General features: G+C 32.7%; 16 protein-coding genes. 5 read left to right on the forward strand and 11 right to left on the reverse strand.

What is annotated here, in order from left to right:
• Window positions 1-16: 16 nt before the first annotated feature.
• The 10 genes from ACIDC4_RS06120 to ACIDC4_RS06165 form a co-directional block, all read right to left on the reverse strand.
• Window positions 17-628 carry an RNA polymerase sigma factor gene (locus ACIDC4_RS06120; RefSeq protein WP_412042203.1) on the reverse strand — a complete coding sequence of 204 codons (612 nt, stop codon included), beginning with the start codon at window positions 626-628 and terminating at the stop codon, window positions 17-19.
• Window positions 629-1,190: 562 nt separating this feature from the next.
• Window positions 1,191-1,616, reverse strand: coding sequence for a hypothetical protein (locus tag ACIDC4_RS06125; protein WP_412042204.1), 426 nt, complete (start codon window positions 1,614-1,616; stop codon window positions 1,191-1,193).
• A gap of 142 nt (window positions 1,617-1,758) precedes the next feature.
• Window positions 1,759-2,631: a succinate--CoA ligase subunit alpha gene (gene sucD / locus ACIDC4_RS06130; protein ID WP_065450100.1), complete on the reverse strand. Its 873-nt coding sequence runs from the start codon at window positions 2,629-2,631 to the stop codon at window positions 1,759-1,761.
• Window positions 2,632-2,715: 84 nt separating this feature from the next.
• Window positions 2,716-3,078, reverse strand: coding sequence for a nuclear transport factor 2 family protein (locus ACIDC4_RS06135; RefSeq protein WP_412042205.1), 363 nt, complete (start codon window positions 3,076-3,078; stop codon window positions 2,716-2,718).
• 1 nt (window position 3,079) lies between these two features.
• The gene (locus ACIDC4_RS06140) at window positions 3,080-4,009 is read right to left on the reverse strand and encodes a UDP-3-O-(3-hydroxymyristoyl)glucosamine N-acyltransferase (RefSeq protein WP_412042206.1); all 930 of its coding nucleotides are present in this window, start codon (window positions 4,007-4,009) and stop codon (window positions 3,080-3,082) included.
• A gap of 92 nt (window positions 4,010-4,101) precedes the next feature.
• Window positions 4,102-4,668 (reverse strand): elongation factor P, encoded by a 567-nt coding sequence (gene efp, locus ACIDC4_RS06145; protein WP_035680954.1) that lies wholly within the window; start codon window positions 4,666-4,668, stop codon window positions 4,102-4,104.
• 212 nt (window positions 4,669-4,880) lie between these two features.
• Window positions 4,881-5,666 (reverse strand): acyl-ACP--UDP-N-acetylglucosamine O-acyltransferase, encoded by a 786-nt coding sequence (gene lpxA, locus ACIDC4_RS06150; protein WP_065450097.1) that lies wholly within the window; start codon window positions 5,664-5,666, stop codon window positions 4,881-4,883.
• Between the two features lie 74 nt (window positions 5,667-5,740).
• On the reverse strand, window positions 5,741-7,129 hold the full coding sequence (locus ACIDC4_RS06155) for a bifunctional UDP-3-O-[3-hydroxymyristoyl] N-acetylglucosamine deacetylase/3-hydroxyacyl-ACP dehydratase (RefSeq protein ID WP_412042207.1): 1,389 nt from the start codon (window positions 7,127-7,129) through the stop codon (window positions 5,741-5,743).
• A complete protein-coding gene (gene lpxD / locus ACIDC4_RS06160; RefSeq protein ID WP_412042208.1) occupies window positions 7,122-8,165 on the reverse strand; it encodes a UDP-3-O-(3-hydroxymyristoyl)glucosamine N-acyltransferase in 1,044 nt (347 codons plus the stop codon). Before lpxD ends, ACIDC4_RS06155 begins: the two co-directional genes overlap by 8 nt.
• Before the next feature lie 39 nt (window positions 8,166-8,204).
• The gene (locus tag ACIDC4_RS06165; protein ID WP_412042209.1) at window positions 8,205-9,434 is read right to left on the reverse strand and encodes an HD domain-containing protein; all 1,230 of its coding nucleotides are present in this window, start codon (window positions 9,432-9,434) and stop codon (window positions 8,205-8,207) included.
• Window positions 9,435-9,655: 221 nt separating this feature from the next.
• Here ACIDC4_RS06165 and porX point away from each other — a divergent pair, with 221 nt between their 5' ends.
• The 5 genes from porX (at window position 9,656) to ACIDC4_RS06190 (ending at window position 14,082) form a co-directional block, all read left to right on the forward strand.
• Window positions 9,656-11,209, forward strand: coding sequence for a T9SS response regulator signal transducer PorX (gene porX / locus ACIDC4_RS06170; RefSeq protein ID WP_412042210.1), 1,554 nt, complete (start codon window positions 9,656-9,658; stop codon window positions 11,207-11,209).
• Window positions 11,210-11,387: 178 nt separating this feature from the next.
• Window positions 11,388-11,795, forward strand: coding sequence for a tRNA (adenosine(37)-N6)-threonylcarbamoyltransferase complex ATPase subunit type 1 TsaE (gene tsaE / locus ACIDC4_RS06175; RefSeq protein WP_412042211.1), 408 nt, complete (start codon window positions 11,388-11,390; stop codon window positions 11,793-11,795).
• 115 nt (window positions 11,796-11,910) lie between these two features.
• Complete coding sequence (locus ACIDC4_RS06180) at window positions 11,911-12,375, forward strand: GNAT family N-acetyltransferase (RefSeq protein ID WP_412042212.1); 465 nt, start codon at window positions 11,911-11,913, stop codon at window positions 12,373-12,375.
• A gap of 84 nt (window positions 12,376-12,459) precedes the next feature.
• A complete protein-coding gene (locus ACIDC4_RS06185; RefSeq protein ID WP_412042213.1) occupies window positions 12,460-13,659 on the forward strand; it encodes an alanine dehydrogenase in 1,200 nt (399 codons plus the stop codon).
• A 36-nt stretch (window positions 13,660-13,695) separates the two neighbouring features.
• On the forward strand, window positions 13,696-14,082 hold the full coding sequence (locus ACIDC4_RS06190) for a DUF4258 domain-containing protein (RefSeq protein WP_412042214.1): 387 nt from the start codon (window positions 13,696-13,698) through the stop codon (window positions 14,080-14,082).
• Window positions 14,083-14,165: 83 nt separating this feature from the next.
• Here the strand turns inward: ACIDC4_RS06190 and ACIDC4_RS06195 are convergent, their stop codons facing one another.
• A complete protein-coding gene (locus ACIDC4_RS06195) occupies window positions 14,166-14,831 on the reverse strand; it encodes a uracil-DNA glycosylase (protein WP_412042215.1) in 666 nt (221 codons plus the stop codon).
• Between the last annotated feature and the right edge of the window lie 62 nt (window positions 14,832-14,893).

The following is a 14,893-nucleotide window of genomic DNA, read 5'->3' on the forward strand; positions in this document are numbered from 1 at the left end:
TTTTTTTAAAATAAAATTAACAAGCCATTGAAGATAGTACAACGATTAATGAAATACTACCCTTCCATTCTTTGCGCAAGGTAAGTAAACCGCGATGTAACAAGTTACTTGCCGATTGATAATTAACATCTAACATGTCTGCAATTTGCTCGACTGTTAAGCCTTGATGATAACGCAAATACAACGCTTCTTTTTGTCGTGCCGGCAAATCATTTAGTAATTTATTAAGATAAACAACCTTTTCTTTGGTTGCATAATCATCATCCATAAGGTCGTGTTCTACAGAGAATTCCAATAAAAATGCTATAGCATCTGTACTCGTAGATTTACGAAAAATATGATCACGCTCGTACAAACGCGCTATTCTCTTACGTACACTTGATAATAAATAAGCTTTTACCACAACAGAACTTTGAAGCCCGTTGCGATAGACCCAAATATCAGTAAAAACATCCTGAACACAATCCTGCACTTTTTCAGCATAAGGAGAAAGTGAGTTTCCGTAATTAACCAGGTCTGCGTAGTATTTCTCAAATAAGGTTGAGAATGATTTTTCATCTCCGTCTTTCAAGTTATTCCAAAGCGTAATGTCGTCAAAAGTTTTGAACTGTAAATTTTTTGTCTTCATATTAATTTGGGGTAGAATTCTTGAAAATAAGCACTTAGTTTTAACATAAAGAATACGGTTTTTTAACATTATTCTCTAGTTCTGTGCGATAAATATATAAAAGCAAAAATACAAAACCAATTTTTTTACATAGAAGAAACTGATCCGTAACATAGAAAAAAGCCTATATCAACTGATTTAATGAGGTATTAGCGTGAATTAAAAAAAATACAATAATTTAAAATAGATATTTATTGTAAGATTAAACCACCATGTTTTTTTATCATATTTTTAACATTTATAAAAATGTAAATTATACACCTTTACAAAAAAACTTCATTGACAATAAATTTTCTGTCAGATTGAAAATTGGGATCAATTAAAATATGAGATCATCTAATAAGAAAAATAAAACCAAAGATTTTAAACCCTAAAACCCGATGTAAAGTATATAAAGAGCCCGAACTTCAATTAGGCATTCGATGATTTTAAAACTAATTATAAAAACCAAGTAGTAATTAAGCAAAAAAAAAGTCTTACTAAAAATTAGTAAGACTTTAATTATAATGAGAATAAAACCGACTTAGAAAGCCACATTCCATCTAGGTAATTTTGCATTTTCATCTAAGAAATTTTGTAAAACCTGTCCTTCAACCGCAGTTGGAATTGCTTTTACATCTGCATTAAAAGTTTCGTACCAAACCACTTCAAGAGCAGAGATAGTCTCTAGTTTCATTTGAGCCGGCCATGAATATTTTCTTCCGGTTTTAGCAAATTGGTGTCCGTTTACGATTTTATCGTATAAACCTCCATTTTTACTTTTTAAAGTTCCGTCATTCTGAACAGTTCCTGTAGAACCTACCATGATCAATTCTTTTGCATCACCTTCAACAGCATAAACAACAAAAACTCCTGCACCTTCAGATGCATTACAAGCTTGTTCTAAACTATCTTCAATAGTAAAAGTAAAACTATTGCTTACTTTAAATTTTTCTAATTCTTTGTACATATTTCTTATTTTAAGCTTCTAAGAAACTAAGGTTCTAAGTTGCTAAGTTTTTAAATTATATTCCAACATTTTGAAAATGTAAAAAAGTCTCAACAAAATATTGAGACTTTTTTTTGGAATTTTTTATTTTGAATATTAGAGATTATCCTAATATTTCTTTTACTTTTTTACCAATTTCAGCTGGTGAATCAACAACGTGAATTCCGTTGTCTCTCATAATTTGTTTTTTAGCAGCAGCTGTATCATCAGAACCACCAACAATAGCACCTGCGTGACCCATTGTTCTACCAGCAGGAGCAGTTTCTCCAGCGATAAAACCAACAACTGGTTTACGGTTACCATCAGCTTTAACCCATTTAGCAGCATCAGCTTCTAATTGACCTCCAATTTCACCAATCATGATGATAATTTCAGTTTCAGGATCATTCATTAATAATTCAACAGCTTCTTTAGTTGTAGTTCCAATAATTGGATCTCCACCAATACCAATAGCTGTAGTAATTCCTAAACCTTGTTTTACAACCTGGTCAGCAGCTTCGTAAGTTAAAGTTCCTGATTTAGAAACGATACCAACTGTTCCTTTTTTGAAAACGAAACCTGGCATAATACCAACTTTAGCTTCACCCGGAGTAATTACTCCCGGACAGTTTGGTCCGATTAATCTAGAATTTCTTTCTTTAACATAATTATTTGCTTTAATCATATCTGCTACAGGAATTCCTTCTGTAATAGCAATAATTACTTTAATTCCAGCATCAGCAGCTTCCATAATTGCATCAGCAGCAAAAGCTGGTGGTACGAAAATGATAGATGTATCAGCTCCAGCTTGATCAACAGCATCTTTTACTGTATTAAAAACCGGACGATCTAAATGGCTAGTTCCTCCTTTACCCGGAGTAACACCACCAACAACATTAGTACCGTACTCAATCATTTGAGAAGCGTGGAAAGTTCCTTCACTTCCTGTAAATCCTTGAACAATTATTTTGGAATCTTTATTAACTAAAACACTCATGATATATATTTTATGTAGTTTTTAAAATTGTGATGCAAAAGTAAGGTTTTGTAACGTATTTTAACCTTTTTGTCTTCAAAAAAATTAAGAAAATTGACTCATTTGATAACCGCGATATAATTTATCGTCTTTTATTTGCCAAATTGTAGAGAAATGGGCCAATAACATCTCTTCTCTTGGGTTCTCAATCGTTTTCACAAAATGAGAATATCGTATCGAAACCAAGTCGTCTTCAGCCAGAATGTGACTTATTCTTACCTTTGATCGCACGTAAGCGCGACTAAGTTCATTGGCCATATCCAACATCGAATTATAATCCATTTCGATTAATCCTTTGGTACTGTGCCAATCTAATTTTACCTCGGGATGTAAATAAGTTTTCATTACTTCGGTATCAATTAAGGCATCTGACTTGTAAAATTTCTGAACAAATTCTTTAATAGACATATTACTTCAATTTATTTAAAATTTCAGGAATCTTTTTGATATTGGCTAATTGTTTCAACTTCTCTCTTGATTCTTCGATTGGAGTACCAAAATAAGATTTTCCTCCTTCAACCGATTTAGTAACACCTGTTTGTCCCATAATAACAGCCTTTGCTCCTATCGTGATACCACTTGTAGTACCAACCTGTCCCCAAATAGTAACTTCATCTTCGATAATAACACAACCAGCAATACCAGTTTGTGAGGCAATTAAACACTTTTTACCTATTACAGTATCATGCCCAACATGTACCTGATTATCTAGTTTCGTTCCTTCTCCAATAGTAGTATCTCCTGTAACGCCTTTGTCGATTGTACAAAGGGCTCCAATACCAACATTGTCTTCGATAACGACTCTTCCGCCAGAAATTAACTGATCGAAACCATCAGGACGTTTTTTATAATAGAATGCATCCGCTCCTAAAATTGTTCCGGCATGAATAATAACATTATCCCCAATTACTGTATGGTCGTAAATAGTGACATTAGGATGTATCAAACAGTTTTTCCCGATTGTTACATTGTTTCCAACAAAACAATTGGGCTGAATCACAGTTCCTTCTCCAATAGTTGCAGAAAGAGCAATAGATACGCTTGTTGCCTGAAAAGGTCTAAAATGTTTGGTCAGGGTATTAAAATCTCTAAAAGGATCATCAGAAATTAAAAGAGCTTTACCTTCCGGGCAATCTACTTTTTTATTAATTAAAACAATAGTAGCAGCCGATTGTAAAGCTTTGTCATAATATTTTGGATGGTCGACAAAAACAATATCTCCTGGTTCAACAACATGTATTTCGTTCATGCCTGAAACCGGAAAGTTTGGGTCACCAATAAATTCGCATTGAAGCAAATTTGCAATTTCTTGTAAAGAATGAATCTTTGGAAATTTCATATATATTAGTTTTTAGTCTCAGTTTTCAGTCTCAGTTTTCAATCTATATCAAGAACTGATAACTGCGACTGAAAACTGAAAACTTATAAAAACTACTCTTTTACACGCTCCATATAATTACCAGAAGCGGTATCAATTTTAATTTTATCACCTTCGTTAATGAACAAAGGAACGTTTACATTTGCTCCAGTTTCTACCGTAGCAGATTTTGTAGCATTTGTAGCTGTATTTCCTTTTACACCTGGCTCAGCATAAGTAACTTCAAGAATTACAGAAGAAGGCATATCTACTGATAATGGTAAATCTGTTTCAGTATTTACCTGAACCATTACGCTTGTTCCTTCTTTTAATAATCCCGGAGCATCCAGAATATTTTTGTTTAAAGAAATTTGCTCAAAAGATTCTGTATTCATGAAATGAAACTCATCTCCTTCAGCATATAAAAACTGGTAATTATGCGTTTCTACACGCACATCATCAATTTTATGTCCTGCAGAAAATGTATTATCTAATACTCTTCCTGTAGTTAAACTTCTCAATTTTGTTCTTACGAAAGCTGGACCTTTTCCAGGCTTTACGTGAAGAAACTCGACTATTTTATAGATATCGTGATTAAATTTAATACACAATCCATTTCTAATATCTGATGTAGATGCCATTTTTTTTTATTTTAGATTTTAGAATGTAGATTTTAGATTCCTGAAGAATTAGTAATCTACATTTTTTTTATTTTAGATTTGAGAATGTAGATTTTTAGCTTATCTAAAAATTTAATTCTTAATGTCTATTTTATAATGTTTTAATATTCTTTATTAATTTTATATAAAGCCAGAAATCTAAAATCAGAAATCTAAACTCTAAAATTTTAAAATTAATAATTCCCTGAATAACCTTTCATAATTCCTCTTGAAGAATTTCTGATAAAATCCAGAATTTCATCTCTCTCAGGAGTGGCTTCCATTTCAGCTTCAATAATACTTAAAGCTTGTGTTGTATTGTAATTTTTCTGGTATAAAATTCTGTAGATTTCCTGAATTTCTCTGATTTTCTCAGTAGTAAAACCTCTTCTTCTCAAACCAACTGAATTGATTCCTACATAGGATAACGGCTCTTTTGCTGCTTTTGTATACGGAGGAACATCTTTTCTTACCAATGATCCACCGGAAATCATAGCATGATCTCCAATATGAATAAATTGGTGAATAGCTGCCAAACCGCCAATTACAGCGTGATTACCAACTACAACGTGACCTGCCAAAGCAACACCATTTACGATAATAGCATTATTACCAATCTCGCAATCGTGAGCAATGTGAGCGTAAGCCATAACTAAACAGTTATTACCTAAAATTGTTTGCCCTGAAGCAACTGTACCTCTATTGATTGTTACACACTCTCTAATAGTACAATTATCTCCTATAATAGCTAAAGAATCTTCTCCTCCAAATTTTAAATCTTGCGGCACTGCAGAAATTACTGCTCCTGGAAAAATATTACAATTTTTTCCAATTCTTGCGCCTTCCATGATGGTTACATTTGAACCAATCCACGTACCATCACCAATAATGACATTATTGTGAATTGTTGTAAAAGGCTCAATTACAACATTTTTAGCGATTTTCGCGCCAGGATGAACATATGCTAATGGTTGATTCATCTGTGAGTTTTATATTTTATATTAAAATAATCTAATTTGGGCAACAAACGTAAACAATAAATTTGATTAAACTATTATTGTTTTCTTGCAATTTGAGCCATTAATTCTGCCTCTGTTACCAACTTTCCGTTTGCGTATGCATTTGCCTGCATATGACAAATTCCTCTTCTGATAGGAGAAATCAATTCGCATTTGAAAATTAAGGTATCACCCGGCAATACTTTATGCTTAAATTTAACATTATCAATTTTCATGAAATATGTCAAATAATTTTCAGGATCCGGAACTGTACTTAATACTAAAATTCCACCTGTTTGCGCCATTGCTTCAACAATTAAAACACCTGGCATAACCGGAGCTTCAGGAAAATGTCCTACGAAGAAATTTTCGTTCATCGTTACATTTTTCATCCCCACAACATGACTGTCAGACATTTCTATAATTCTATCGATTAATAAAAACGGAGGTCTGTGTGGCAAAACCGCCATGATTTTATGAATATCCATCAATGGTTCCAGATTTAAATCATAAACCGGAACATGATTTCTTTGTTCAATTTTAATAATTTTCGCTAATTTTTTGGCAAATTGTGTATTTACATAATGCCCTGGCTTGTTAGCGATAATTTTTCCCTGAATTCTAACACCAATCAAAGATAAATCTCCAATAACATCAAGCAGTTTGTGTCTCGCAGCTTCGTTTGGATAGTGTAAAGTAAGGTTGTCTAAAACTCCGTTTGGTTTAACTGAGATTTTATCTTTTCCAAAGGCTTTCTTTAAATTCTCCATTGTAGATTCAGATATTTCTTTATCTACATATACAATAGCGTTATTTAAATCACCACCTTTTATTAATCCGTTTTCTAATAGAGATTCTAATTCGTGCAAGAAGCTAAAAGTTCTTGAATTAGCAATTTCTTCTTTAAAATCAGCAATACTTTTTAGAGTTGCATTTTGCGTACCTAAAACTTTAGTACCAAAATCAACCATTGCAGTTACCTGATAATCATCGCTTGGCATAACCAGGATCTCGCTTCCTGTAGTTTCATCAGTAAACGAAATTACTTCTTTTACTACATAAACATTACGTTTAGCATCTTGTTCTTCGATACCAGCTTTTTCGATCGCTTCAACAAAATATTTTGATGAACCATCCATAATAGGAAGTTCAGAGGCATTTAATTCTATAATAACGTTATCCAGATCACAACCAACTAAAGCCGCTAAAACGTGTTCCGGAGTTTGAATTTTTACACCAAGTTTTTCTAAATTTGTGCCTCTTTGCGTATTAACAACATAGTTAGCATCTGCTTCGATCACGGGCTGACCTTGCAAATCAACTCTTACAAAAGTGAAACCATTATTTATTGGAGCTGGTTTAAAAGTCATTGTAACTTCTTTTCCAGTGTGTAATCCAACGCCTGTTAGTGAAATTTCATTTTTGATGGTCTTCTGTTTAACCATTATTTCCATTTTTTGGGTTTATTATTTGTTTTTTTAATTCTTCAACTTCGGCAACTATTTTAGGCAGATTTTTGAAATGTACATACGATTTGTTAAAATCAGTATACGCAAGAGAAGGTGTTCCCTGCAATGTTTCATCATCTTTAATGTTTCTTGCTACTCCTGACTGAGCCTGCAATCTCACATTATTACCTATAATTAAGTGGCCTGCGATACCTACTTGCCCGCCAATCATACAGTTTTCGCCTATTTTTGTAGAACCGGCTACACCTGATTGCGCTGCAATTACAGTGTTTTTACCAATTTCTACATTATGGGCAATCTGAATTTGATTGTCTAATTTAACTCCTTGTCTAATAATTGTAGAACCAAGAGTTGCTCTGTCTATCGTGGTATTTGCTCCTATGTCTACATTATCTTCAATGACAACATTCCCTATTTGAGGAACTTTGCTATACACGCCTTCTTCATTTGGCACAAAACCAAAACCATCTGCTCCAATAATAGTTCCTGAATGAATTGTACAATTGTTCCCAATTATAGTTTCAGAATAAATTTTGGCGCCTGCAAAAATATATACATTATCCCCAATAACAACATTATCACCAATAAAACTGTTTGGATAAATTTTTACGTTGTCGCCTAAAACCACATTTTGTCCTATATAACTAAAGCTTCCCAGGTATAAATTCTCTCCGTATTTAGTACCTTCAGTTATAAAAGATTGCGCTTCTATTCCGTTTTTATTCAATTTTACCTGATTATAAAATTGTAAAAGCTTAGAAAAAGAGGCATAAGCATCTTCTACTTTTATTAAAGTGGTGGTAATATCCTGTTCAGGTATAAAGCTGTCATTAACTATAGTTACTGATGCTTTTGTAGTATATATGTAGTTGATATATTTTGGATTAGCCAAAAAAGTAAGCGATCCCTCCTCACCTTCTTCTATTTTAGACAGCCGAGAAACTTCTGCATTGGGATTCCCAACAACTTCTCCTTCTAAAATTCCTGCTATTTGTTCTGCTGTAAATTTCATTGCGACAAAAATATAAAAAATAGATTTTAAATGTTAATTTTAGATAAGTTGTTTTGGAAAACAGATGTAATATTTTGTAACTAGTTTAGATAACGATTTCAAATTCAGCTGATCAGAAGCTTCAACAACATCCTCAATTGTTTTATCTTTTTTGAAAATTCGTATTGGTTCAGCTTCTTTGCTATACGCCTGATTTTTTATTTTTCCTCTAAAAATAAAATATCCGGCTTCTAACTGTGTAATATGGTGCGCATTAGCAAATTCTTCCTTTAAAGATTGAGATTCTTCTGCAGAAATTTTCTCTGCACTTAATTTAATTTTTAATAAATCTCTATTAATCAACATTTTACTTAAAGTAGAAAGCACAAAATCTTCTTGCTTTTGCCATGCTTTCAAAGCGCTAATAATATCAAAATCATCTAGTTGCGAAAATAAATCTAATTTATCAGCATCAAAATCTTCCAAAGTCACTTTATTTTGCATAAAATACAAAAGCGGCTCACTGCAAGGCAAATTAATTCCTTTTAATGTTAATTCTTTGGCTCTTTTTAGTACATTCATCAAAATTAACTCTGCAACCAAACTTGTTTTATGCAAGTATGCCTGCCAGTACATTAATCTTCTTGAAAGCAAAAATTTCTCTACCGAGTAAATTCCTTTTTCCTCAATTACCAAAACACCATCAACAACATTCATCATCTGAATCAAACGTTCAGAATTGACATTTCCTTCGGCAACACCAGTGTAAAAACTATCACGTTTCAAATAGTCCATTCGATCCATATCCAACTGACTTGAAATCAATTGCAACATAAACTTCCTGTGGTATTCTCCTTTAAAAACCTGAATTGCCAGACTCAGTTTTCCGTCAAATTCATCATTCAACTGATTCATGAATAATAACGAAATCGCTTCATGATTCACATCTTCGACAATACTTTTTTCCATTGCATGCGAAAATGGCCCGTGACCAATATCGTGCAGTAAAATAGCTATTAACAAAGCACATTCTTCATCGCTTGAAATAGCAACTCCTTTAAAACGAAGCGTTTCAACTGCTTTTTGCATTAAATGCATGCAGCCCAAAGCATGATGAAAACGCGTGTGATTGGCTCCGGGATAAACCAAATACGACATTCCCATTTGCGAAATACGGCGTAAACGCTGAAAATACGGATGCTGAATTAAGTCGTAAATAAGTTCGTTCGGGATAGAAATAAACCCGTAAATGGGATCATTGAATATTTTTAACTTATTGATCTGAGTCACTATTTGGTTCTTTTTAGGTCAACAAATATAAGTAATTAACTATAAACAGCTTTGTGTTTTTCATTTAAAAATTGACATTAAATTGTCGTGATTTTCAATGTAATACTAAATTCAAAAAAAGTTTTTATAAAAAAATCAACTTTTGTTATTCTGAAATTTATACTATTTTTAATACTTTTTAAGTTCTATACCTCTAAATTGCATTAAAATTAAATACGTTTATGGATAAGATAAAAATACTTTGGGTCGATGATGAAATCGATCTTTTGAAACCACATATATTATTTCTGGAGAAAAAAAACTACGCTGTAACCACTTGCAACAATGGTTTAGATGCTATTGCCTTATTTGAAGAAGATAATTTTGACATTGTTTTTCTTGATGAAAATATGCCGGGAATGAGCGGTCTTGAAACACTTTCTGAAATGAAAGAAAAAAAATCAGCCATTCCGATGATTATGATTACCAAAAGCGAGGAAGAATACATAATGGAAGAAGCCATTGGTTCTAAAATCGCTGATTATTTGATCAAACCGGTAAATCCAAATCAGATTTTACTGAGTTTAAAGAAAAATCTGGACCATTCAAGATTGATTTCTGAAAAAACAACCCTTGATTATCAAAAGGAATTTAGGAAAATCTCTATGGAAATGGCGATGGTAAACTCCTATGAAGATTGGGTAGAATTGTATAAAAAATTAATTTTCTGGGAATTAGAATTAGAAAACATCAACGATCAGGCAATGATTGAAATTCTTGAATCACAAAAAGTTGAAGCCAATTCGCAATTCGGAAAATACATCGAAAGAAATTATGAAGACTGGTTTGCTCCAAAAGCAGATAAACCAATTCAATCCCACAATTTATTTAAGGAATTGGTAGTTCCTGAAATCAAAAAGAAAGACAAACCAATTTTGTTTGTTGTAATTGATAATTTACGTTACGACCAATGGAAATCTTTTGAAACCGTTGTAGCAAATTATTACAAATTAGAAAAAGAAGTTCCTTATTTCTCTATCCTTCCAACGGCAACACAATATGCCAGAAATGCTATTTTCTCTGGTTTATTGCCAACAGAAATGGAAAAACAATTTCCGCAATACTGGAAAAATGACGTTGAAGACGGCGGAAAAAACCTTTACGAAGCTGAATTTCTTTCAGCTCAATTAAAACGTTTGGGTTTAAATATTAAAGAAGATTATTTTAAAATCACCAATTACGCAGGAGGAAAAAAACTAGCAGAAAACTTCAAAGCACTTAAAGGCAATGATTTAGTTACCGTAGTATACAATTTTGTTGATATGTTATCTCACGCAAAAACCGAAATGGATGTTGTAAAAGAACTAGCTTCTGATGATAAAGCGTATCGCTCACTGACTTTAAGCTGGTTTAAAAATTCTCCGCTTCTAGAAATTATTCAACAAGCACAACTTTTAGGTTTCAAATTGATCCTGACTACAGATCACGGAACAATTAATGTAAAAAACCCGTCAAAAGTGGTGGGAGATAAAAATACAAGTTTAAATTTGCGCTATAAAACAGGTCGTAGTTTAACGTACGAACAAAAAGATGTTTACGTGGTAAAAGAACCAAAAGACATTGGTTTACCGGCTATAAACATGAGTAGTTCGTTTATTTTTGCTAAAAATGATTTCTTTTTAGCCTACGTAAACAACTACAATCATTATGTGAGTTATTACAGAAATACATATCAACACGGAGGAATTTCATTAGAAGAAATGATTATTCCGTTCTTGGTTTTTAACCCGAAATAGAAAAGTTTTCAGTCGCAGTTTGCAGTAAAAAGAAATTTGCCACAGATTTCACAGATTAGAAAAATCAATAAAATCTTTTAATCTGTGGCAAAAAAAAACGCAGTTTACAGTGCTCAACTGAGACTGAAAACTGTGACTGAAAACTCAAAATTGAGACCATAATTAATAAGCAATAAAAATGAATATCGTTTTTTCATTAGACCAAATCAAAGAAGTAGCAGAGAAAATTTTAGCTCAAAACCCAAAGAAAATTATTCTTTTTAATGGAGAAATGGGAGTTGGAAAAACCACTTTAATCAAACAACTTTGTAAAAGTCTGGGAGTTGAAGATGCTACAAGCAGCCCAACTTTTTCTTTAGTTAATGAATACTATACTTCTAACAATCAGATCGTTTATCATTTTGACTTTTACAGATTAAATAAAGAAACTGAAGCGCTTGATATGGGAGTGGATGATTATTTGTATTCCGGAAATTGGTGTTTTATTGAATGGTCTGAAAAAATTGCCAGTTTAATTCCTGAAGAACATTCGGTCGTTACTATTGAGTTATTAGCAGATGGAAAAAGAGAATTGATATTAGAATAAATATTCCGCAAAGATTCACCAATATTTCGCAAAGGTTCGCAAAGCTTTTATCATAATTTTTTGTGTGACTTTGCGAAATCTTCGTGAATCTCTGTGAAACAATATACATATATAAATGAATACCGTAGAAATTATTCCCTTTTCTCCAGATTTAAAAGAACCCATCAAAACTTTAAACAAAGAATGGCTTCAAAAATATTTTAAAGTTGAGGAAAAAGATGAAATAGTACTTTCGAATCCGCAGGAAGAAATTATTGATAAAGGCGGATTAATTTTCTATGCTAAATATAAAGGTGAAATTATAGGAACCGTTTCTTTAATGAAAATTGATCATAACACATTTGAATTGAGTAAAATGGCTGTTTCAGATAAAGCGCAAGGTCTCGGAATTGGGAACAAATTACTAATTCATTGTTTGGCTGTAGCCGAAGAAAACAACATAAAAAAACTCATTTTATATTCGAACCGAAAATTACTTCCCGCAATTCATCTATACGAGAAATTCGGTTTTATCGAAGTTCCTTTAGGAAATGTAAGTTATGAAAGAGCCGACATTAAAATGGAAAAAATTATACCTTAATTTAATGACATAGTATTAGCAGAATTTTTACACTGATTTTAAAACTTTTTACGTAATTTGTACTCTTAATTTTTCGCACAACCCATGTCAATCACCTTAACTCCATTTACGAAACAACAATTGTTGCCACAAGAAGAAAAACTTGAAGTTGGCCGATTCAAAAGAGAACTTTTTATAGGAATCCCTAAAGAAACAAGTTATCAGGAACGTCGTATTTGCTTAACTCCAGACGCCGTAAACTCTTTGACTTACGAAGGTCATCGTGTTATGATTGAATCCGGAGCCGGAGAAAGTTCCAGTTATTCTGATAAAGAATATTCTGATGCGGGAGCTGAAGTAACAAAAGATACCAAGAAAGTTTTTGGATGTCCGATGTTACTAAAAGTAGAACCTCCTACTATAGCAGAAATTAAAATGATTAATCCGGAAACGATAATCATTTCGGCTATTCAGTTAAAAACCAAAAAGAAAGAATATTTCGAAGCTTTGGCACAGAAAAAAATTACCGCACTTGCTTTTGAATATATCAAAGATGAGGACGGTTCTTATCCTGCTGTTAAATCGTTAAGCGAAATTGCGGGAACAGCTTCTATACTTATAGCTGCAGAATTGATGATCACAAACGAATTTGGAAAAGGACTTTTATTCGGAAACATTACCGGCGTCCCTCCTACCGAAGTTGTGATTTTAGGTGCAGGAACAGTTGGTGAATTTGCCGCTAAAACTGCTATTGGTTTGGGAGCAAATGTAAAGGTTTTTGATAATTCGATTACAAAATTACGTCGTTTACAAAACAACTTAAATCAAAGAATTTTCACCTCTACAGTGCAGCAAAAAGCATTATTAAAAGCGTTAAGACGCTGTGATGTCGCTATTGGTGCCATGCGTGGCAAAGAACGCTGTCCGATTATAGTGACAGAAACAATGGTGGAACACATGAAAAGAGGCGCTGTAATTGTTGATGTAAGTATCGATACCGGAGGATGCTTTGAAACATCGGAAGTTACAACTCACGAAAAACCGACTTTTATAAAAAGCAATGTTTTGCACTATTGCGTTCCTAATATACCTTCAAGATATTCCAAAACTGCCTCATTATCAATAAGTAACATACTAACTCCTTATTTATTACAAATTGCTGAAGATGGAGGTCTGGAAAGTGCCATAAGATGCAATAAAGGTTTAAAAAACGGAATCTATCTTTATCACGGAATTTTAACCAACAAAGCAATTGGCGAATGGTTTGATTTACCGGATAACGACATCAATTTACTTGTATTTTAAGGGAACTTTAATGTACCTTTGCAAAAATTTTATTTCATGAAGTTCGTACACCGTTTTGCATATTATCTTATTGGTTTAGTTATGGGATGCTTTTTTGTAGCCCTTGTTTTTAGCGGAAAAGATACCCGTTGCAACTATTTTCCTAATGCCAGAGTTTTAAATAGTTTACGCACAAAACCTTTCCAGTATTCTGAAAAAGCAGTTCAGACTCTAAACGAAAAATGGATCGATACGGCTGATATTAAAAACACATTGAAATTTGGAGATGTTGATTTTGATCAAAGTAATGTTCCGTTCAAAAAAGGAAAACTTTACATTATCGAAGGAAAAACAGTTAAAAACCAAGAGATTATCCTTAAAGTAATTAACTACGAAAACAAAGCAGTTTTAGACGAGATTATAAAGAAACCTGTCGAAAAATAACAACACGGATTTCACTAATTTTCACGAATTCGAATTTGAAAAAAATTATACAATTCGTGAAAATTTTTGAAATTAGTATTCAATTACCATTGAATCTCCTTCATTCCTTTTGATTTCAAAAAAGCATTTGTGAGACTAAAATGTTTATTGCCAAACCAAAAACCTCTATTAGCACTTAAAGGAGACGGATGTCCGGATTTTAAAATATGATGTTTTGATGCATCGATCAAAGACGCTTTCTTTTGAGCAAAACCTCCCCAAAGTAAAAACACCACATTTTCTTTTTCAGCAGAAATTTGTTTAATCACAGCATCTGTAAATTTTTCCCAGCCTTTTCCCTGATGACTTCCTGCTTCAGATTGCCTAACAGTTAAAGTAGCATTTAAAAGAAAAACACCCTGATCTGCCCAACGTTCTAAATTTCCTGTTTTAGGAATAGGTAAATTTAAATCGGTTTCGATTTCTTTGAAAATATTTTGAAGAGATGGCGGAAATGGAATCCCGTCGTTTACAGAAAAACACAATCCATTTGCCTGATTAGGTCCGTGATAAGGATCTTGTCCAATTATCACAACTTTTACCTGATCAAAATGACAATGATCAAAAGCTGAAAAAATCTGACTCCCTTTTGGATAACAAACCTTAGTAGCATATTCAGATTTTACAAAGTCAATCAATGAATTGAAATATGGTTTTTCAAATTCTTCATTCAAAACCGGTTTCCAGGAATCATGCATTTTTATGTCCATATCTTTTTTTATGCGAATTTCAGGATTTTTTTATTCAAATCATATTTAGCAATCATAAATTT

The organism is Flavobacterium sp. C3NV (assembly GCF_046825355.2).
Classification (GTDB): domain Bacteria; phylum Bacteroidota; class Bacteroidia; order Flavobacteriales; family Flavobacteriaceae; genus Flavobacterium.

Bases quoted from the DNA above. Each gene is read 5' to 3' on its own strand.
- ACIDC4_RS06120 (WP_412042203.1), bottom strand. From the start codon at position 628: ATGAAGACAAAAAATTTACAGTTCAAAACTTTTGACGACATTACGCTT.
- ACIDC4_RS06125 (WP_412042204.1), bottom strand. From the start codon at position 1,616: ATGTACAAAGAATTAGAAAAATTTAAAGTAAGCAATAGTTTTACTTTT.
- sucD (WP_065450100.1), bottom strand. From the start codon at position 2,631: ATGAGTGTTTTAGTTAATAAAGATTCCAAAATAATTGTTCAAGGATTT.
- ACIDC4_RS06135 (WP_412042205.1), bottom strand. From the start codon at position 3,078: ATGTCTATTAAAGAATTTGTTCAGAAATTTTACAAGTCAGATGCCTTA.
- ACIDC4_RS06140 (WP_412042206.1), bottom strand. From the start codon at position 4,009: ATGAAATTTCCAAAGATTCATTCTTTACAAGAAATTGCAAATTTGCTT.
- efp (WP_035680954.1), bottom strand. From the start codon at position 4,668: ATGGCATCTACATCAGATATTAGAAATGGATTGTGTATTAAATTTAAT.
- lpxA (WP_065450097.1), bottom strand. From the start codon at position 5,666: ATGAATCAACCATTAGCATATGTTCATCCTGGCGCGAAAATCGCTAAA.
- ACIDC4_RS06155 (WP_412042207.1), bottom strand. From the start codon at position 7,129: ATGGTTAAACAGAAGACCATCAAAAATGAAATTTCACTAACAGGCGTT.
- lpxD (WP_412042208.1), bottom strand. From the start codon at position 8,165: ATGAAATTTACAGCAGAACAAATAGCAGGAATTTTAGAAGGAGAAGTT.
- porX (WP_412042210.1), top strand. From the start codon at position 9,656: ATGGATAAGATAAAAATACTTTGGGTCGATGATGAAATCGATCTTTTG.
- tsaE (WP_412042211.1), top strand. From the start codon at position 11,388: ATGAATATCGTTTTTTCATTAGACCAAATCAAAGAAGTAGCAGAGAAA.
- ACIDC4_RS06180 (WP_412042212.1), top strand. From the start codon at position 11,911: ATGAATACCGTAGAAATTATTCCCTTTTCTCCAGATTTAAAAGAACCC.
- ACIDC4_RS06185 (WP_412042213.1), top strand. From the start codon at position 12,460: ATGTCAATCACCTTAACTCCATTTACGAAACAACAATTGTTGCCACAA.
- ACIDC4_RS06190 (WP_412042214.1), top strand. From the start codon at position 13,696: ATGAAGTTCGTACACCGTTTTGCATATTATCTTATTGGTTTAGTTATG.
- ACIDC4_RS06195 (WP_412042215.1), bottom strand. From the start codon at position 14,831: ATGGACATAAAAATGCATGATTCCTGGAAACCGGTTTTGAATGAAGAA.